Source organism: Nocardia spongicola (genome assembly GCF_047200775.1).
Classification (GTDB): domain Bacteria; phylum Actinomycetota; class Actinomycetes; order Mycobacteriales; family Mycobacteriaceae; genus Nocardia.
The window spans coordinates 1,001,914-1,020,473 of the sequence record NZ_JBJZOO010000001.1 but is presented as its reverse complement, the minus strand read 5'-3'; the positions used below and the strand labels follow the sequence as shown (position 1 = coordinate 1,020,473).

Here is an 18,560-nt window from a genome sequence, read left to right as displayed (position 1 = left end):
GAGCGCGCTGCCTATCGGTACCGGGACCGAGGGGTTATGTGCTCGGATACGGCTGTGGCGACGCTGCCGCCTACCGGAGCGGAGGGTTCGGTCTACTCCGCGATCTTGGTGCGGTCGCACCATTCGTAGACACGTAACCGACCTTCCTTGGTGTCCCGCTCCCGCTGCGTGAGCAGGAAGTGTTCATACCCGTCCCGGAACGGGACCTTCAACTCGCCTTCCGGTGCGGTGATCGGCACGATACGGGTGGGCAGATCGTGCGGACCGCCTTCGAGAACAGCTTTGGCAATAGTGCTCATTCTCAGATGGTAGAAGTGGGAGCCACCGGCCCGTGGCGGATTCGGAATGCGATGGATTCCGATTAGCTAATAGTTTGCTTTGCATTGCACATTATGGCCCCGAACAGGTCTTTGGTTTAGTTGCCATCTTGCCCTATATCTCGTATGCAATGTCTCGTACGCATCTCTATGTCTCGTCTGTTCTCTGCCGTCTTCCTTACCGGCAGGGTGTGGTGGTGTGGTCGGGGATCGAGGCAAGATACAGCTATGGCCGAACTGGTGATCATGCGTGGCGATATCACAGAACAAGAGGTCGACGCAGTGGTCAACGCGGCGAACTCGTCGCTGTCAGGGGGTGGGGGAGTCGACGGGGCGATCCATCGCCGCGGTGGCCCGGAGATCCTGGCGGAGTGTCGTCGGTTGCGAGTGTCGCGGTACAGTGCGGGGTTGCCTGCCGGTGCCGCGGTCGCTACTACGGCGGGATTTCTTCCCGCCCGCTGGGTTATCCACACAGTCGGCCCCGTGTGGTCGGTCACCGAGGATCGTTCGGCGCTCCTGGCCTCCTGTTATCGAGAATCCCTGCGTGTGGCGGATGAACTGGGTGCGCGGTCGGTGGCGTTCCCGGCTATCTCCACCGGTGCTTTCGGCTGGCCTGTACGTGATGGCGCCCGGATCGCCGTCGAGGCGGTCCGGGCGAGTGCTACGGCGGTGTCGGAAGTCCGTTTCGTTCTCTTCGACGATCCGGCGTACGCGGCGTTCGCCGGTCGGCTCTCCGGTGACTGACGGCACCGCGTCACGGCTGTCCCGCCGCGCGGCGAACTGTGTCGCACACGGGCATCGCGTCCGGTCTCCGCTAGACTCTCGAACAGTTGTTCGTGTCTGTGAGAGGGGCTGTCGTTGCGGGTGATGGGTGTCGATCCCGGGCTCACCCGATGTGGTCTCAGCATCGTCGAAGGTGGTCTAGGGCGTAAGGTCGCGGCCGTGGAGGTCGGCGTGGTTCGCACTCCTGGAGATATGGATCTGGCGCAGCGCTTGCTCGTTGTCGCCGAGGCCGCGGAACGCTGGATGGACACCTACGAACCGGGGGCGGTCGCCATCGAACGTGTCTTCGCTCAGCACAATGTCCGTACCGCTATGGGCACCGCGCAGGCGGGTGGGGTGATCGCACTCGCCGCGGCGCGGCGGAAGATCCCCGTGGCGTTCCATACTCCGAGCGAGGTGAAAGCGGCGGTCACGGGCAATGGCACCGCGGACAAGGGGCAGGTGACCGCCATGGTCACCCGGATTCTCGGCCTGTCCGCCGCGCCGAAACCAGCGGATGCGGCGGATGCGCTCGCGCTGGCCATCTGCCATTGCTGGCGGGCGCCGTTGCTGGAACGGATGGCCGCGGCGGAAGCCAAGGCAGCCGCGGCGCGGCGCCGTTACCAGGAACGACTGGCCGAGGAACGGAAGGCGGTGCGTAGGTGATCGCGTCGGTACGCGGTGAGGTGCTCGAGATCGCTCTCGACCACGCGGTGATCGAGGCGGCCGGTGTCGGCTACCGGCTCAACGCCACCCCGTCCACGCTGGCCGGGCTCACCCGTGGTGCGGAAACCAGGCTCTATACCGCGATGATCGTCCGCGAGGATTCGATGACGCTCTACGGTTTCGCCGATACCGAGGCCCGCGATCTGTTCGGTTTGTTGCAAACCGTTTCCGGCGTCGGACCTCGCCTCGCCATGGCTGTGCTCGCCGTACTGGAGCCCGAAGCACTGCGAAAAGCGCTCGCCGAGAGCAATATCGCCGCCCTGACCAGGGTGCCCGGTGTCGGCAAGCGCGGTGCCGAGCGGATGGTGGTCGAGCTACGCGACAAGGTGGACCTCGTTCCGGTGCTGTCCGGTGCGCCAGGATCGGTGCCTATCGCGGTGCGCACGCCGGTGCGCGATCAGGTTGTCGAGGCACTCATCGGGCTCGGTTTCGTCGCCAAACAGGCGGAGCAGGCGGTCGATACGGTACTGGCCGATCAACCGGCCGCCGATACCTCCACTGCGTTGCGTACCGCGCTCGGTCTGCTCGGCAAGAACCGTTAGGACGCTATGGATCATCAAGAGGAAACCGCCGAATCGCCGGTCAGTGCCAGGTACCTGAAGTCGGATGGCGAGATCGAGGCGAGCTTGCGCCCGAAATCGTTGGACGACTTCATCGGCCAGCCCAGAGTCCGGGAACAGCTGGCACTGGTGTTGCGTGGAGCCAAACAGCGCGGCGGCACCCCGGATCATGTCCTGCTGTCCGGTCCGCCCGGGCTCGGTAAGACCAGTATGGCGATGATCATCGCCGCGGAGCTCGGCACCGCGTTGCGGATCACCTCCGGTCCCGCGCTGGAACGTGCGGGCGATCTCGCGGCGATGCTCAGCAACTTGGTCGAGGGCGATGTGTTGTTCATCGACGAGATCCACCGGATGGCCCGTCCCGCCGAAGAGATGCTCTACTTGGCGATGGAGGACTTCCGCGTCGACGTGGTGGTCGGCAAAGGGCCTGGCGCGACGTCGATTCCGCTGGATATCGCGCCATTCACCCTGGTCGGTGCCACTACCCGCTCCGGAGCGTTGACCGGTCCGCTGCGCGATCGTTTCGGTTTCACCGGACATATGGACTTCTACGAGCCCGAGGAGTTACTGCGTATTCTGCAGCGCTCGGCACAGCTGCTCGGCCTCGGTATCGAGGAGGACGCGGCGGCCGAGATCGCAGGCCGTTCCCGCGGCACGCCGCGCATCGCCAACCGCCTGTTGCGCCGCGTGCGTGACTACGCGGAAGTCCGAGCCGACGGCCGGATCACCCGGTCCATAGCGCAGGCCGCGCTCGAGGTCTATGACGTGGACGCGCTCGGTCTGGACCGGCTCGACCGGGCGGTCCTCGGCGCACTGGTGCGTAGTTTCGGTGGTGGCCCGGTCGGGGTATCCACCTTGGCGGTGGCAGTCGGTGAGGAGGCTGCCACGGTCGAGGAGGTGTGTGAGCCGTTTCTGGTGCGCGCGGGCATGATCGCGCGCACTCCGCGCGGTCGGGTGGCCACCGCCGCCGCCTGGACGCATATCGGCCTCGTCCCTCCCGCTGATCTGGCCTTCGGCTCCATCGAAGTTCGCGGTCGTGAGCTGCATCCTACTCTCGACTTCTTCGAATGACGCCGGGCCGTGCGCACTCGTACGGTCGTATTCGTTGTGCCGGACACGGCGTCGCCGGTGCGGGCGATGACACCGTTGGTGGTGTCCGTGTGCGGGGCCTACTGGTGCATCAGTGCTCACCGGATCGCTCAGCAGTTCTATGTTTTGCGGACACCATCGATGAGCAGGTGGCGGATCGCCTGGTTCAGCCCGGCGACATCGGCCGGGGCCGGTGTGCGCAGCGCGTACACGATGCCGCCGAGCAGCATGCCGGTCACCGCGCGCGCGGTGTTCACGGTGTCCAGGTCGGTCCGTAGATAGCCGAGTTCGACGCCGTGCTCGAGATATCCCGCGGTCAACGCGTCGGCGGTGTCGAGTAGCCGGTAGAGCCGCTGCGTGAGTTCATCGTCGATACCGGTGGCGTGGAACAGCAGCAGTTGGGCGACTCGGCGATCGGCGAGCAGGATCTCGGTGAGGGCCGTCCCGATGCGATCGATCTGGGCACGGTATTCGACCAAGGTGGTCGCGGCATCCGGGGCGTTCTCGGTGCCGAGTGCCGCGATGATACGTGCGGCCAGATTGTCGATGACGTGGTCGATGATATCGCGCTTATTGGTGAAGTAGCGGTAGAAGGTGCCGTGCCCGATGCCGAGTCTGCCCGCGATATCGGCGATAGCGGTGTCGTGGTAGCCCTTTTCGGCGAAACAGGTGAACGCCGTGTCGATGATCTCCTGACGCAGCTCCGCTTTACGTTGTTCGGCACGAGTGGATAGCTTCGACACCTCGCCGATGATACAGTAATCACATTCGGAATGACGTGTCATTCCGTGCTGTATAGCTCGGTTAGCAGGAGGTTCGGCGTGGCACCTCAGTACGACGCGATAGTGGTCGGTGCGGGATTCGGTGGCATGGGGGCAGGCATTCAGCTCGACCGGCTCGGATTGAGCAACTACGTGATCCTCGAACGCGAGGACGATCTCGGCGGTACCTGGCATGTCAATCGCTACCCCGGCCTTGCGGTCGATATCGCTTCGGTCACCTACTCGTATTCCTTCGAGCCGAACCCGCACTGGTCGCGGCTGTTCGCGCCAGGTGCGGAGCTGAAGAAGTACGCGGAGCATGTGGCCGATAAGTACGAACTGCGCCGCCGGATGCGTTTCGGTACCGTCGTCGATGGGGCGCGCTGGGACGACGAACTCGGGCACTGGGAGGTTTCGATCGCGGGTGGGGAAACTGTCACCGGACGCTATCTGCTCACCGCGACGGGATTTCTGTCCCAGCCCTATACTCCGCCCTTCCCCGGTATCGATACCTTCGCAGGCGAGATCATCCACACCGCCGCGTGGAAAGACGATGCCGACCTCACCGGACGTGCCGCTGCGATCATCGGCACCGGCGCCACCGCCGTGCAGCTGATTCCGGAGGTGGCCGAGAAAGCACGCTCGCTCACTGTTTTCCAGCGCACGCCGATCTGGGTGGCGCCGAAGATCGACACCGAGATCCCGGTGCCGGTGCGCAGAATGTTCGAGCGCGTCCCGCTCACCCAGCAGGTCGCACGGCTGGTCAACACCAGTTTGCTCGAGGCGCTGATGGTGGTGGGTGTACTGCATTTCAAGCAGGTAAGGCTGATGAACAAGGGGGTGAGCGTACTGGCCAAGGCGCATCTGCGGGCCGCGGTGCGCGATCCGGAGACACGCAGGAAGCTCACCCCGGATTACGATTTCGGGTGTAAGCGGCCCACCTTCTCCAATCGCTACTTCCCGACATTCAACCGGCCACATGTGCGGCTGGAGACGAATTCGATCGACCACATCGAGCCGGACGGGATCGTCACCGCCGACGGTCACAAGACCGAGATCGATACGCTGATCCTGGCTACCGGTTTCAATCTGTGGGATGTGAACTTCCCGGCCATCGAGATCATCGGCCGGGAAGGAGTGAACCTCGGGAAATTCTGGCGAGACAACCGTTTCCAGGCATACGAGGGCATTACGGTGCCGAAGTTCCCCAACTTTCTCAGTCTCAACAGTCCGTACTCCTACAGTGGCCTGTCCTACTTCACCACCATCGAGGCGCAGATGAAGCATATGGGCAGGTTGTTCGGCGAGCTGCGCAAGCGCGGCGCCACCACCTTCGAGGTCACCGAGCGGGCCAACGCGGAGTTCCTCGACCGGGTCACCGCCAAGCTCGGCTCCTCGGTCTTCTACCGCGGCGACTGCGCTACCGCGAACAGCTACTACTTCAATCCACATGGTGAGGCCGCACTGCTGCGGCCGACCAGCACGATCAACGCGCATCGTGAGGCGGTCAGCTTCCCGCTGGACGATTACATGTACCGCACGATCGCTTGACCCGGAATACCCGCGGCCGCCGTACCGGAAGGTACGGCGGCCGCATGTGTTCCGGGTAGCCCGCGGCTGGTGCGGAGGATGTCTTTGGTGCTCAGTGGGTGTGCGGATGTGGCAGCCGCGCGGCGAACTGGCAGACTGTGTGAGTACTTGCTCATCCCACCCACGACACTAGGGACTGACTTCGACGATGGAACTGCTGTTTCCGCTGCTACTGGTAGCTCTGCTCGTGCCGATGTTCCTCGGTGTCCGCCGTCAGAAGCGGGAAGCCGAGAAGATCGCGAACATGCAGGACACCCTGAAGATCGGCGATCAGGTCATCACCACGTCGGGACTGTACGGCACCGTGGTCGACCTCGACGACACCACGGTCGACCTCGAGATCGCCGAGGACGTGATCACCACGTGGTTGCGCCGGGCCATCCACGAGGTGCGCGTCGACGACCAGGTGAGCACCGAGGAGGCCGATACCTCCGAGACCGGCTCCGGTGATTCGAGCGCGGCCGAGATCACCGAGGAGACCGCCGAGCAGACCCAGACTCGGCTGACCAAGGACTGAGTTTCTCCGGTTGCGCCCCCGCTCGCCGGAGGTCGCAGCGGCGGTCGCCCGTCCGCGCGCCCGGCGCCGCTGAGGCGCGCCCACCTGTTCCGCATTCGTTTTCCCGCCTAGGAGATGAAGTACTGTGCCACCTTCTCAGGGATCGGCGCACCCGCTGCGGTTGCTCGGTGTCTATGCCGCGCTGCTGGCCGTGGTCTACGCGCTGGTGTTCTTCACCGGTGACAACTCGCCGACACCCAAGCTCGGCATCGACCTGCAGGGTGGTACCCGGGTCACGCTGTCACCGCGCACCCCGGACGGCAGCACGCCGAGCCGGGACAGCCTGCAGAAGGCGCAGGAAATCATCGAGAACCGGGTCAACGGACTCGGGGTGTCCGGCTCCGAGGTCGTCATCGACGGCAGCAATCTGGTGATCACCGTGCCCGGCGAGGACGGGCAACAAGCTCGTGCGCTGGCGACGACAGCGAAGATGTACATTCGCCCGGTGCTGCAGGGCGTGCTCGCCGCGAGCCGTGGCACCACGCCGCAGTCGCCGCAGGCCGCGGAGCCGGGATCGGCCGAGGAGCCGGAGCAGGCCACAGCGCCTGCGCCTGCCGCGCAGCCGGGGACCCCGCAGGCCACACCAGCCCCACAGCAGCGGGTATTCCCCGCCCAAGCGCCGACTCAGCCGCCTGCCGAGCCGAACTTGACGCCAACCGAAGCGGCCGCCAAGGAGATCCAGGAGGCCAAAGCGACGCGGCAGAGCACGGATCCGGCGGTGCAGCAGGCCGCGATGGCCGCACTGGACTGCGGAAAGGCCGATCCGCTCGCGGGCAACGACGATCCGAACCTGCCGTTGGTGACTTGCTCGACCGACGGCACCCAGGTCTTTCTGCTGGACAAGAGCCGTATCGACGGCCAGGAGATCAAGGATGCCAGTTCGGGCTGGGATCAACAGCAGTCAAGGCATGAGGTCTACCTGGAGTTCAAGTCCGGCGGTAGCGACGCCTGGGCCACGCTCACCGGTGAGTACATCGGCAAACAGGTCGCCTTCGTGCTCGATTCCCAGGTGGTCAGCGCGCCGACAGTAGAGAGCGGCCCGCAGTACGGCGGTAGCACCCGCATCACGGGCACCTTCAATGCGGAGACAGCGAAGGAGCTGGCGAATACGCTGAAGTACGGCTCGCTGCCGCTGTCGTTCGAGACCTCCGAGGCGGAGACGGTATCGGCGACCCTCGGCCTGGCTTCGCTGAAAGCCGGTCTGATCGCGGGCGCGATCGGTCTGGCCGTGGTGCTGCTCTACTGCCTGGCCTATTACCGCATGCTCGGATTCATCACCGGCTTATCGCTGGTGGCCTCCGGGGTCGCCGTCTACGGCATCATGGTGCTGCTCGGGCGCTGGATCGGCTTCACCCTCGACCTCGCAGGCATCGCCGGTCTGATCATCGGTATCGGTATGACCGCCGACTCGTTCGTGGTGTTCTTCGAACGCATCAAAGACGAGATGCGAGAAGGCCGTAGCTTCCGGTCCGCCGTGCCACGCGGTTGGCAGCGCGCCCGCCGCACCATCCTGTCCGGCAATGCGGTCAGCTTCATCGCCGCGGCCGTGCTCTACAACCTGGCCGTCGGTCAGGTGAAGGGCTTCGCGTTCACTCTCGGCCTCACCACCATCCTCGACGTCGTCGTGGTGTTCCTGGTGACCGCACCGCTGGTGCTGCTCGCCTCTCGGACAGAGTTCTGGTCCAAACCGTCGGTGAACGGTCTCGGCGCGATCCAGCAGATCGCCCGTGAGCGGAAGGCGGCCCAGGCTGCCCTCGGGAAGGCATGAGGACGCGATGATCAACAGCCACACCACCTCGCTCGACAAGGTGAACCCTGGCGAGAACGCCGGATCGGACACCGAGCCGCACCCAGCCGAGCACGGGTTCTTCAACCGCCTCTACACCGGTACCGGTGCCGTTGAGGTCATCGGCAAACGCCGGATGTGGTACGGCATCACCGCCGCGATAGTGCTTATCGCGCTGGGGAGCATGCTTGTGCGCGGTTTCGATTTCGGTATCGACTTCGAAGGCGGTACGCGCGTCCAGTTCCCGATCGGGAACGCGACTGTCGACGAGGTAGAGGATGTCTACCACGGTGCCATCGGTACCGATCCGGTCTCGGTGCAGACCGTCGGCACCGGCGGTTCGGCCACCGTTCTGATCCGGTCGGAAGCGTTGGATCAGCAGCAGGTGGAGGCGCTGAATAGCGCCCTGTTCGCCGCGTTCCAGCCGAAGGACAGCAATGGCGACCCGAGCATGGCCGCGATCAGCACTTCCGATGTCAGTGAGACCTGGGGGAGCCAGATCACCAGTAAGGCGCTCATCGCGCTCGCGGTGTTCCTCGCGCTCGTGGCGATCTACATCCGCATCCGTTTCGAGCTGCCTATGGCCATCGCCGCGCTCGCCGCACTCGGCTTCGACCTCACCGTCACCGCTGGTGTGTACTCGATGGTCGGATTCGAGGTCACCCCGGCGACGGTGATCGGCATGCTGACCATCCTCGGCTTCTCGCTCTACGACACGGTCGTGGTGTTCGACAAGGTGGAGGAGAATACTCGAGGTATTCTGCATCTGACCAGGCGCACCTATGGTGAGCAGGCGAATCTCGCCGTGAACCAGACGTTCATGCGCTCGATCAATACCTCGTTGATCGGTATTCTGCCGATCCTCGGCCTGATGGTGATCGCGGTCTGGATGCTCGGTGTCGGCACCCTCAAGGATCTGGCGCTGGTGCAGTTGGTCGGTCTGCTGGTCGGTACGTACTCCTCGATCTTCTTCGCGACTCCGTTGTTGGTGTCGATCAAGGAGCGCTGGGGACCGGTAGCGGCGCATACCGAGAAGGTTCTGGCCAAGCGGGCCGAGCGTGGGGCGAAGGCGGCGCGGCCGGATCTCGGTACAGTGCCGCGCAGGCAGCAGACGGCACGCGCACCACAGCCGGGTGCGCGGCCGAGCGGAAAACGACACAAGAGGCGGCACTGACCACGAAGCAGGGGGTTGTATGCGACAGCCACGTACGGTGCTCCGACTGATCGGAGTGTTCGTCGCGGGGATGCTGACCGCCGGGTCGGTGGTCGGTTGCTCCGGTAAGAGCCAGGTACCGTCCATCGGCTATGCCACCGATGCCACCATCGCCACCTATAACGGTGGCAGTACGCTCGGAGCCGTTTCCGGATCCACCGCGGTGTTCTCCCGGGTGCTCACCGGATTCTTCTATACGGGTCCGGAAGGCCAGCAGATCGCCGATACCGATCTCGGCACCGCCAAGGAAGTACCCGGCGAATCCCAGACCATCCAGTACCGGCTGAATCCCGAAGGTGTGTACTCCGACGGGGTGCCGACCTCCTGCGACGATTTGGTGCTGGCATGGGCCGCCCGCAGCGGACAGTTCACCGAACCCGGTGACCGAGGGCCGGTTCCGCTCTTCGATGCCGCGAGTACCGCGGGCTACGAGGATATCGAACGTGTCGACTGCCAGCCCGGCTCCCGGGATGCCACGGTGGTGTTCCGGCCCGGCCGGGACTATCTCGCCTGGCGCACCCTGTTCGTCGCGGGGGAGTTGCTGCCCGCGCATATCGCGGCCGCGGCGGCGAACGTGCCGGACGTGGTATCCGCGGTGCAGGCCGGTGATCTCGACGCGATCCGCAGGCTCGCGGAGTTCTGGAATACCGGCTGGAGCATTCCGGCCGACGGCAGTCTGGATGTGTCCCGGTTCCCGTCCTCGGGGCCCTACCGCATCGAATCCTTCAGCAAGGAAGACGGATTGGTGCTGGTCGCCAATAACCGCTGGTGGGGGAACAAGCCGGAAACCGGGCGTATCGTGGTGTGGCCCAAGACCGCCGATATGCGGCAGAAGGTCGGGGAGAATGCCGTCAATGTGGTCGATATCGGCATGAATTCGGTGAAAGACCTGGATCTGAAAGATTTTTCGGTGTACAGCCAGCCCGGCCGTGGGGTCGAGCAGTTGGTGTTGTCGACCAGTGGGGTGTTCGCCTCGATCGAGGCGCGCCGGGCGTTCGCGTTGTGTCTGCCGCGGCAGGCGCTGTTCGACGCACTCGGCAAGGTACCGGACACGCCGAAGACCGGAATCGGCTCCGGCCCGCTGAACGCGCATATCGTCCAGCAGGATGCGCTGCTGTATCCGGCGGTCATCGGTGCGGCGAACAAGTATTCCGGCGACCCGGCGAACGCAACCAGGGCGGTTGCCGCATCCGGTGTGCCGAACCCCACCGTTCGTATCGGATACCTGGCTCCGGACGACCGCCGCGCGCGGACCGTCGCGATGATCGCCGATGTCTGTCAGTCGGTGGGCATCTCGGTGGTGGACGCCGGTTCCCCGGATTTCACCCCTGACCAGCTCACCACGGGTGCGGTGGATGCGATTCTCGGCAGTACTGCCTCGGCGCACGGCCCGGCGGGCTCGGTCGACGCGGTGGTCGCGATCAGTGCGTTGCGCGCCGGTAGCGGACTCAATGTCGGACGGTTCGATAACGGCAGGTACGATGCGATCACTGATCAGCTTGCGGTCGATGACGATTCGACTACACAGCTGACTCTGCTCACCGAAGCCGAGAATTTGCTGTGGACCCAGTTGCCGAGCATCCCGTTGTTCGCGACGCCCCGCACAATCGCTTTCGGCGCAGGGCTGCGTAACGGGCTCCCCGCCCCCAGCCGGACCGGAACCGGCTGGAATATGGACCGGTGGGTGCTGGAGCGGTGACAGACGGTGTGGGTGATGTGATCATGGAGAGGTGTCGATGAGTAAGCACGCGGCCGTCGAATCCGCGGATGTCGCTGTGGAACGGGCCGCCAAGGCTGCCGCGGCGGTCGATCGGTTGACTCGCTGGACCGATGACTTCCCTACGCCTGGAGTGCGTTTCGCGGATCTGACGCCGGTGTTCGCCGAGGCAGAGGGTTTCCGTGCGGTGGTCGATTGCCTGGCCGAGTGCGCACCCGACGCCGATCTGGTGGCCGGAGTCGACGCCAGAGGCTTCCTGCTCGGGGCTGGTGTCGCCGCGACCCTGGGTACCGGGGTGCTCGCCGTTCGTAAGGCGGGTAAGCTGCCGCCCCCCGTGCTCAGCCGGAAATTCGAGCTGGAATACGGCACCGCCGCATTGGAGATCCCCGCGGATGGTATCGAGCTGCGGGGCAGGCGTGTTCTGCTGCTGGACGATGTGCTCGCCACCGGTGGCACCCTTGCCGCCGCGGCCGAGCTGTTCGATCAGGCGGGCGCGGAGGTGGTCGCTCTCGCGGTGGTGCTCGAGCTCACCGTCCTCGAAGGACGCGCCAAACAGGGTGACTACCCGTTGACCTCGATCGTGCAGGCCTGATCCGGCGCCGAGTCGATCATCCGTGCGGGACGTCGAGGTGATTACCGCACTGTCCTGTGACGGCGGTCGCCCTATGCTTCGGACCGAGGCCACGCGCAAGTGTCTTGTCCATGCCGGGCGATCGCTCCGTGTACTGCCTGTCGCTGTTGTCGGGTATCGAGCCGGACCGATACCCGGATCTCTGTGATCCGAATATCACTGGTGTGTCGGTCAGTGCTGTGCCTAAACTGGACGGGTCTTGTTCCCGGTGATCGGAGTCCTGCCGTTGCTCAGCTGAGGTAGCCACTCGGGCGGTCCGCAGTCGCGCACCGCATATCCGGCGCAACCTCTGGGAGCTGGTATGACCACTCTTTCTTTTTCCGATCTCACATTCTTCTGGCCGGACGGGACTTCTCTCTTCGAGGGCCTGGACGCGGTCCTCGGTCCCGGTCATATCGGCCTGGTCGGTGAAAATGGTGCGGGCAAGTCCGCATTACTGCGGTTGATCGCCGGCGAGTTGCAGCCAGCGCGGGGGTCCATCACGGTCGCCAGGAATCTCGGCTATCTGCGCCAAGACCTCGGTCTCGGTGCGGGGCAACGGGTGGACGACTTCCTCGGCATCGCGGAGGTCCGACAAGCCTTGCACCGCATAGAATCCGGTATCGGTAGTGACCGCGACTTCGATCTCGTCGACAATCGCTGGGATGTCGAAGAGCGGGCCGTGGCACTGCTGGCCGGATTCGGCTTGCACCACATCGCCGATTCGGTCGAACAACTGGACCGCACGCTCGACACCCTCTCCGGAGGAGAGACTGTGCTGCTCGGGCTGGCCGCTGAGCTGGTAGCCGAGCCCGACGTGCTGTTGCTGGACGAGCCGACGAACAACCTGGATCGAATGGGCCGTGCCAGGCTCTATGAGGTGATCGAGCAGTTCCCCGGCACGGTGCTCACGGTCAGCCACGATCGTGAGCTGCTGGATCGGGTGTCGGTCATCGCGGAACTCCGTGGCGGTGTACTGCGATTGTTCGGCGGAAATTTCAGCGAGTACGAACGGATCGTCGCTGTTGAGCAGGAGGCCGCCCGTGCGGTGATCCGAGATGCCCGCGGCGATGTGCGTACACAGGCGCGCGAACTCGCGGAGGCGCGCATCAAAATCGATCGAAGACAGCGCTATGGGCAGAAGATGCGGGACCAGAAGCGAGAGCCGAAAGTCGTGATGGGCGAACGCAAACGCCAGGCGCAGGTATCGGCGGGCAAGTTGCGCAACAACCACATCGAAAAGCTCGACATGGCCAGAGAACAGCTAGAGCAGGCTCAGGAGTTGTTGCGCGATGATCGGGAGATCCGGGTGGATCTGCCGGAAACCCGTGTGTATCCAGGCCAAGAGGTGCTCGAGCTGGACGGGGTCGAGTTGCTGCGCGGTCAGGCGGTGACGTTACGAGTGTCCGGCCCGGAGCGGATCGCGGTGACCGGCCGCAATGGCGTCGGCAAGACGACGCTGCTTGGACGCATCGCGCAGGGCGGTCCGAAGGTGCCGTGGCGGATGCTGCCGCAGCGGCTGGACATGTTCGATGAGCGGCGCTCGGTGTTCGAGAACGTCGTATCGGTGACGCCGCACGCCTCCGCGGAGCGGATCCGGGCCCAGTTGGCCCGCTTCCTGTTCCGTGGCGCGGCCGCGGATGTCGCGGCCGCGGCACTGTCCGGTGGAGAGCGGCTGCGTGCGGCGCTGGCCATGCTGCTGCTGGCGGACCCGGCGCCGCGGTTGCTGTTGCTGGACGAGCCGACCAACAACCTCGACCTGCCCAGCCTCGAACATCTCACCCAGGCACTGGCGAGTTTTGCGGGCGCGCTGATCGTGGTCAGCCACGATCAGCGTTTTCTCGACGACATCGGGGTGACCCGGCAGTGGGAACTCACCATAGACGGGCTGGTGGAAACACTGGTGACGTGAGTTCCGACGGTTTTCACCCAGGTGAAACGGGTTCGTCCGATGCTGAGGACTCAGTCGATCGCGACCTGGGATCAGATCGCCGTTATGGCGGCCAGTGGCAATCCGCATGCTGATGTGGTGATCTTCACCGCCCCGGTTCCGGACGATCCCGACGAATCCCGCGCAGATGCCGCTACTGCTGACGCGGTAGTCGCCGCCCTCGGCGGATTCGGCCCCGACCTGCTGTTCGCCCATCTGGATCAGGTGGATCACGCGGGTCATGATCACGGTAGTGCTTCGCGGGCCTATTCGGATGCCGTGTTACGTGTCGACGCCCTGGTCGGCCGGATCGTGGCCGCGGTGGACGCCCGTGCAGCGGCCAGGCCGGACGAGCGGTGGACCATTCTCGTCACCGCCGATCACGGACATCGGCCCGAAGGTGGACATGGTGGCCAATCTCCGGAAGAGACGAGCAATTTCGTTATCGCACGGGGACCGGACTTTTTGCCCGGAACCACCGATAGGCACGCGACGCCGGTCGATATCACCCCGACGGTGCTCGATCTCCTCGATATCATTTCCACCTCCGAGCTGGATGGCCGCTCCTTGCGTCCGGCACAGACACCCGCTCGGGCATCATCTTCTGATCCTTGCCCCGCCGCGATCCGCTGACCCCGATTCCTCCGGTGCGTACACCGGATACGCGGGGAGCTGGGGGACCTGATCGTGGTGCGGCGGGATAGCTGGAACCGCCCGCTGGCAGGCTCCGCGGCTTTTCGGCAGGCATCGGAGGGTATCCATCGTCCGCTGAGCGGACGTGTGTGCTCTACCCGGACTAAAGTGGTGGTCCGGGAGGTTGCACCGGTCGGATAGGGTGGTCCGATCGAGGCGCGGAGAGGTGGTGGCATGACCAGGCATCTGGGCGAGGCGAAGGTCGAGCAATCGACGTCCGGCCCGCAGACCAATGGTGCGGCCGCCACCGATGCCGCGCGGCAAGCGCAACCTTCGCAAGAGGCCGACACCGCGCCCATGCGGCAGCCGGGTGCCTCTTCGGCCGTCCCGACATCGGCTTCGCGCCGGGTGCGTGCGCGACTGGCCCGCCGGATGACCGGACAGCGCGGTATCCCCGCGGTCAAACCGGTGTTGGAGCCCTTGGCCACGGTGCACCGTGAGCTGTACCCCAAAGCCAATCTGACCCTGCTGCAGCGCGCGTTCGATGTGGCCGACGAGCGGCACAGACATCAGTTCCGCAAATCCGGTGACCCTTACATCACCCATCCGCTCGCCGTGGCCAATATCCTGGCCGAACTCGGTATGGACACCACGACGTTGGTGGCCGCGTTACTGCACGACACCGTGGAGGACACCGGCTACAGCCTCGAGCAGCTCACCAAGGATTTCGGTGCCGAGGTAGCGCATCTGGTCGATGGTGTCACCAAGCTGGACAAGGTCAATCTGGGCGCGGCCGCGGAGGCGGAGACCATCCGCAAGATGATCATCGCGATGGCCCGCGATCCGCGTGTCCTGGTGATCAAGGTGGCCGACCGACTGCACAATATGCGCACTATGCGTTTCCTGCCGCCGGAGAAGCAGGCCAAGAAGGCCAAGGAGACGCTGGAGGTCATCGCACCCCTTGCCCATCGCCTCGGGATGGCGACGGTGAAGTGGGAGCTGGAGGACCTCGCTTTCGCGATTCTGCACCCGAAGAAGTACGACGAGATCGTCCGGTTGGTGGCCGATCGCGCGCCCTCCCGCGATACCTACCTGGCGAGGGTCAGGGCCGAGATCGTCAACACGCTGGCCGCCTCACGGATCAATGCCATCGTCGAGGGCCGCCCGAAGCACTACTGGTCGATCTACCAGAAGATGATCGTCAAGGGCAAGGACTTCGACGATATCCACGATCTGGTCGGTATCCGCATCCTGTGCGACGAGGTGCGCGACTGTTATGCGGCCGTCGGTGTGGTGCATTCGCTGTGGCAGCCGATGGCGGGCCGGTTCAAGGACTACATCGCTCAGCCGCGCTACGGCGTCTACCAGTCACTGCACACCACGGTGGTCGGGCCGGACGGTAAGCCTTTGGAGGTGCAGATCCGCACCCAGGACATGCACCGCACCGCCGAATTCGGTATCGCCGCGCACTGGCGCTACAAAGAGACCCGCGGCAAACATTCCAATGACACCGCCGAGGTCGACGATATGGCCTGGATGCGCCAGTTGCTGGACTGGCAGCGCGAGGCCGCCGACCCGGCGGAGTTCCTGGAATCGCTGCGCTTCGATCTGAAGTCGCCGGAGATCTTCGTGTTCACACCGAAGGGCGATGTGATCACACTGCCGCAGAAATCGACACCGGTCGACTTCGCCTACGCCGTGCACACCGAGGTCGGCCACCGCTGTATCGGTGCCAGGGTGAACGGTCGCCTGGTCGCGCTGGAGCGGCAGCTGGAGAACGGTGAAGTGGTCGAGGTGTTCACCTCGAAGGCGCAGAATGCCGGGCCGAGCCGTGATTGGCAGAACTTCGTCGTGTCTCCCCGAGCCAAGGCGAAGATTCGCCAGTGGTTCGCCAAAGAACGGCGCGAAGAGGCCCTGGAAAGCGGTAAAGAGCAGATTTCCAAAGAGGTGCGTCGGGTCGGGCTGCCGCTACAGCGGTTGATGAGTGTCGACGCGATGAACGCGGTCGCGCAGGAACTGCACTACACCGATATCTCCATGCTCTACACCGCGGTCGGCGAGCATCAGGTCTCCGCGCACCATGTGGTGCAGCGGTTGATGGCTCAGCTCGGCGGTATCGGTGATGTGGAGAACGAGCTGGCCGAGCGCTCCACCCCCTCGACAACGCCGAACAGGCAGCGGGTAACCGGTGATGCCGGGGTATTGATCCCAGGCGCTCCCGGTACAGTCGCCAAACTGGCCAAATGCTGTACCCCGGTGCCGGGTGACGAGATCATGGGTTTCGTGACCCGCGGTGGCGCGGTGAGTGTGCACCGCACGGACTGCACCAACGCCGGTTCGCTGCGCGCGCAGGCAGAGCGGATCATCGAGGTTTCCTGGGCGCCATCGCCGTCCTCGGTATTCCTGGTCGCCATCCAGATCGAGGCGCTGGACCGTACCCGGTTGTTGTCCGATGTGACCAAGGTGCTGGCCGATGAGAAGGTGAACATCCTGTCCGCGTCGGTGACCACACATGGTGACCGGGTGGCGATCAGCAAGTTCACCTTCGAGATGGGTGATCCGAAACATCTGGGGCACTTGCTGAATGTGGTGCGCAATGTAGAGGGCGTCTACGACGTCTACCGCGTCACCTCCGCGGCCTGACGGGACGGATTCCTCCTGGGTAGTACGGGGGAGTAGCCGTCGATCGGCTGGTGCGTCATGGTGACAGCGTCCGGTGCGCGGCGTGCGTCCGTTATCCGGGGTGGGCTATCGGAAACTTGCCGAATTTTTTCCGGTAAGGCGCCATGACATGCTGCGCCTTGAACGTTGTTTCGTGAAAGACTTTCGCTGATGCGGCAGTGATAGCTGGAATCTGTTACGGTCTATTGCGTTTCGTGGCGTTGGTAGTTACGGTGAACGACTTGATTGCGGATCGCTATGATGAGTGATACGGCACGACCCGCGGGGATGCTGGCAGCATCCGCCGTGGCTGTAGTCAAGGCTCGGCTCGTCCCGGTGGAGTCGCCGAATCAGGCGGCGACGAATCGAGTAGTGATTCCGCCGAATACCGCGTTCTTCCACGAGATCGCCACCGCCTCCGGCGATAATGTCGTACCTCGGGTAGTCACGAAGTGTCCGACCGGATTCTCCGGTGCGGTCTTCGGCGCGTCGACTACGCCGAGTTCTCCCGGTACGGGACAATTCCCGATGGAGACAGGAGCCGATGGCGCCTCATCCGGCGGCGTGACACCGATTCCGCCCGTCGACCGATCCGGCACACTAGACACCTACCCGTTCTCCACGAACTGATCGCAGAGAGGGTCCGATGATGCGGTACTGCGTGCCCAGTTCTGCGGGAATGGGGGAATGTTGAAGTCGTACAAACAGCTTTCCCGCTGGTACGGCGCTCTGGAACCGGAGAACGGCGCGGCGGAGGACCGGTCGGATAGCCGAGGAGTACCGGCGAGTTCTGGTCGCGCCGCGCAGACCGGCGTGCCGGATCCGCGTCCGGAGCGCATTCCCGGCGACGAGGACTCGGCGCAGTCGGGGCCGGAGGATATCCCGGCCGCTCTACCCGCGCAGCACAGCGAATTCCGTGGTGGCTGGTCGGATTGGGTGGTGACCGATCATGCGCCGGGTCCGGAGGACGACCATATCGTGTCGAATACCGATCTCGGGGAGCTGCCCTGGGCGGTCGAAGAGCCCGATGATCGCGCCCGATCGCGCCCGATCGTGCCGCATCGGGCCGCCGGTGCCCGGTCTGCCGTGCGTCGGGGCAGGCTGCTACTCGTGGTGATCGCCGCGGTGCTGGTGCTCGCGGTGGCCGTGGTGTGCGTTGTGGTCCTTTCGCGCTCGGCATCCGACGCCGCAGCCGCGCCGCGACAGTCGCCCTCGGTACAGCTCACCGCGGGCGGAGCCCGGGCGAGCGGAAATCCGCTCGCCGCAGGCGCCTGCCCGACCGAGCGTGACGATGTGATCGTGCGCAGTGCGGAGGCGGGCGGGACGAACTCGGGTCCGGATGTGGTGTTGCTGTTCCAATACGCGTACTACGTCGAACGTTCCGGAGCGCGGGCACGGGCGGCGGTGGCACCGGATGCCGCTGTCCCGCCGGCGCGGATCATCCAACGTGGCATCGACACGGTCCCGGCGGAGACCACGCATTGCGTGCGGATCGTGACAATCAGCGACAACAGGTACTCGGTGGAGGTCACCGAGTACCGGCCCGGTGGTGCGCCCGCTACGTACAACAAACAAACGGTCACCACCGCGGTGATCGATGGACGCACCCTGATCACGGGTATCGCTGCTGGATAAGGAGAGCGGAGGCG

At 64.7% G+C, this 18,560-nt stretch carries 17 protein-coding genes; 15 read left to right on the top strand and 2 right to left on the bottom strand.

Annotated features, from left to right (window positions below):
- Positions 1-92: 92 nt before the first annotated feature.
- A complete protein-coding gene (locus ACL02S_RS04405) occupies positions 93-299 on the bottom strand; it encodes a DUF5988 family protein (RefSeq protein WP_412800953.1) in 207 nt (68 codons plus the stop codon).
- Between the two features lie 246 nt (positions 300-545).
- Here ACL02S_RS04405 and ACL02S_RS04400 point away from each other — a divergent pair, with 246 nt between their 5' ends.
- The 4 genes from ACL02S_RS04400 (at position 546) to ruvB (ending at position 3,436) form a co-directional block, all read left to right on the top strand.
- Complete coding sequence (locus ACL02S_RS04400; protein WP_412800952.1) at positions 546-1,061, top strand: O-acetyl-ADP-ribose deacetylase; 516 nt, start codon at positions 546-548, stop codon at positions 1,059-1,061.
- Positions 1,062-1,175: 114 nt separating this feature from the next.
- Entirely contained in the window at positions 1,176-1,745 is a 570-nt protein-coding gene (gene ruvC, locus ACL02S_RS04395) for a crossover junction endodeoxyribonuclease RuvC (RefSeq protein ID WP_412800951.1), read from the top strand.
- Complete coding sequence (ruvA, locus tag ACL02S_RS04390; protein WP_412800950.1) at positions 1,742-2,347, top strand: Holliday junction branch migration protein RuvA; 606 nt, start codon at positions 1,742-1,744, stop codon at positions 2,345-2,347. The genes ruvC and ruvA overlap by 4 nt, the downstream gene beginning before the upstream one ends.
- 6 nt (positions 2,348-2,353) lie before the next feature.
- Positions 2,354-3,436 carry a Holliday junction branch migration DNA helicase RuvB gene (gene ruvB, locus ACL02S_RS04385; RefSeq protein WP_412800949.1) on the top strand — a complete coding sequence of 361 codons (1,083 nt, stop codon included), beginning with the start codon at positions 2,354-2,356 and terminating at the stop codon, positions 3,434-3,436.
- Between the two features lie 137 nt (positions 3,437-3,573).
- On the opposite strand, the gene ACL02S_RS04380 is transcribed toward ruvB, so the two are convergent.
- A complete protein-coding gene (locus ACL02S_RS04380) occupies positions 3,574-4,239 on the bottom strand; it encodes a TetR/AcrR family transcriptional regulator (RefSeq protein WP_412800948.1) in 666 nt (221 codons plus the stop codon).
- A 36-nt stretch (positions 4,240-4,275) separates the two neighbouring features.
- Here ACL02S_RS04380 and ACL02S_RS04375 point away from each other — a divergent pair, with 36 nt between their 5' ends.
- From ACL02S_RS04375 to ACL02S_RS04325, 11 genes are all read left to right on the top strand, one after another.
- Positions 4,276-5,766, top strand: coding sequence for a flavin-containing monooxygenase (locus ACL02S_RS04375; RefSeq protein ID WP_412800947.1), 1,491 nt, complete (start codon positions 4,276-4,278; stop codon positions 5,764-5,766).
- Between the two features lie 187 nt (positions 5,767-5,953).
- On the top strand, positions 5,954-6,322 hold the full coding sequence (yajC, locus tag ACL02S_RS04370; RefSeq protein WP_412800946.1) for a preprotein translocase subunit YajC: 369 nt from the start codon (positions 5,954-5,956) through the stop codon (positions 6,320-6,322).
- Positions 6,323-6,446: 124 nt separating this feature from the next.
- Complete coding sequence (gene secD, locus ACL02S_RS04365) at positions 6,447-8,129, top strand: protein translocase subunit SecD (RefSeq protein WP_412800945.1); 1,683 nt, start codon at positions 6,447-6,449, stop codon at positions 8,127-8,129.
- 7 nt (positions 8,130-8,136) lie between these two features.
- Positions 8,137-9,321, top strand: a complete 1,185-nt coding sequence (secF, locus tag ACL02S_RS04360; RefSeq protein ID WP_412800944.1) for a protein translocase subunit SecF — start codon at positions 8,137-8,139, stop codon at positions 9,319-9,321.
- A gap of 19 nt (positions 9,322-9,340) precedes the next feature.
- Positions 9,341-11,059, top strand: a complete 1,719-nt coding sequence (locus ACL02S_RS04355) for an ABC transporter substrate-binding protein (RefSeq protein ID WP_412800943.1) — start codon at positions 9,341-9,343, stop codon at positions 11,057-11,059.
- Positions 11,060-11,096: 37 nt separating this feature from the next.
- Positions 11,097-11,669 (top strand): adenine phosphoribosyltransferase, encoded by a 573-nt coding sequence (locus tag ACL02S_RS04350; RefSeq protein ID WP_412800942.1) that lies wholly within the window; start codon positions 11,097-11,099, stop codon positions 11,667-11,669.
- A gap of 340 nt (positions 11,670-12,009) precedes the next feature.
- Complete coding sequence (locus tag ACL02S_RS04345) at positions 12,010-13,599, top strand: ABC-F family ATP-binding cassette domain-containing protein (RefSeq protein WP_412800941.1); 1,590 nt, start codon at positions 12,010-12,012, stop codon at positions 13,597-13,599.
- A 39-nt stretch (positions 13,600-13,638) separates the two neighbouring features.
- Entirely contained in the window at positions 13,639-14,250 is a 612-nt protein-coding gene (locus ACL02S_RS04340) for an alkaline phosphatase family protein (protein ID WP_412800940.1), read from the top strand.
- Between the two features lie 357 nt (positions 14,251-14,607).
- Positions 14,608-16,893, top strand: a complete 2,286-nt coding sequence (locus tag ACL02S_RS04335) for a RelA/SpoT family protein (protein ID WP_412801102.1) — start codon at positions 14,608-14,610, stop codon at positions 16,891-16,893.
- A 279-nt stretch (positions 16,894-17,172) separates the two neighbouring features.
- Positions 17,173-17,541 (top strand): hypothetical protein, encoded by a 369-nt coding sequence (locus tag ACL02S_RS04330; protein ID WP_412800939.1) that lies wholly within the window; start codon positions 17,173-17,175, stop codon positions 17,539-17,541.
- A 57-nt stretch (positions 17,542-17,598) separates the two neighbouring features.
- A complete protein-coding gene (locus tag ACL02S_RS04325; protein ID WP_412800938.1) occupies positions 17,599-18,546 on the top strand; it encodes a DUF8176 domain-containing protein in 948 nt (315 codons plus the stop codon).
- Positions 18,547-18,560 lie beyond the last annotated feature (14 nt).

Coding starts and splice junctions, on each gene's coding strand:
- ACL02S_RS04405 (WP_412800953.1), bottom strand. CDS start 299: ATGAGCACTATTGCCAAAGCTGTTCTCGAAGGCGGTCCGCACGATCTG.
- ACL02S_RS04400 (WP_412800952.1), top strand. CDS start 546: ATGGCCGAACTGGTGATCATGCGTGGCGATATCACAGAACAAGAGGTC.
- ruvB (WP_412800949.1), top strand. CDS start 2,354: ATGGATCATCAAGAGGAAACCGCCGAATCGCCGGTCAGTGCCAGGTAC.
- ACL02S_RS04380 (WP_412800948.1), bottom strand. CDS start 4,239: ATGACACGTCATTCCGAATGTGATTACTGTATCATCGGCGAGGTGTCG.
- yajC (WP_412800946.1), top strand. CDS start 5,954: ATGGAACTGCTGTTTCCGCTGCTACTGGTAGCTCTGCTCGTGCCGATG.
- secF (WP_412800944.1), top strand. CDS start 8,137: ATGATCAACAGCCACACCACCTCGCTCGACAAGGTGAACCCTGGCGAG.
- ACL02S_RS04355 (WP_412800943.1), top strand. CDS start 9,341: ATGCGACAGCCACGTACGGTGCTCCGACTGATCGGAGTGTTCGTCGCG.
- ACL02S_RS04350 (WP_412800942.1), top strand. CDS start 11,097: ATGAGTAAGCACGCGGCCGTCGAATCCGCGGATGTCGCTGTGGAACGG.
- ACL02S_RS04345 (WP_412800941.1), top strand. CDS start 12,010: ATGACCACTCTTTCTTTTTCCGATCTCACATTCTTCTGGCCGGACGGG.
- ACL02S_RS04340 (WP_412800940.1), top strand. CDS start 13,639: ATGCTGAGGACTCAGTCGATCGCGACCTGGGATCAGATCGCCGTTATG.
- ACL02S_RS04335 (WP_412801102.1), top strand. CDS start 14,608: ATGCGGCAGCCGGGTGCCTCTTCGGCCGTCCCGACATCGGCTTCGCGC.
- ACL02S_RS04330 (WP_412800939.1), top strand. CDS start 17,173: ATGAGTGATACGGCACGACCCGCGGGGATGCTGGCAGCATCCGCCGTG.
- ACL02S_RS04325 (WP_412800938.1), top strand. CDS start 17,599: ATGTTGAAGTCGTACAAACAGCTTTCCCGCTGGTACGGCGCTCTGGAA.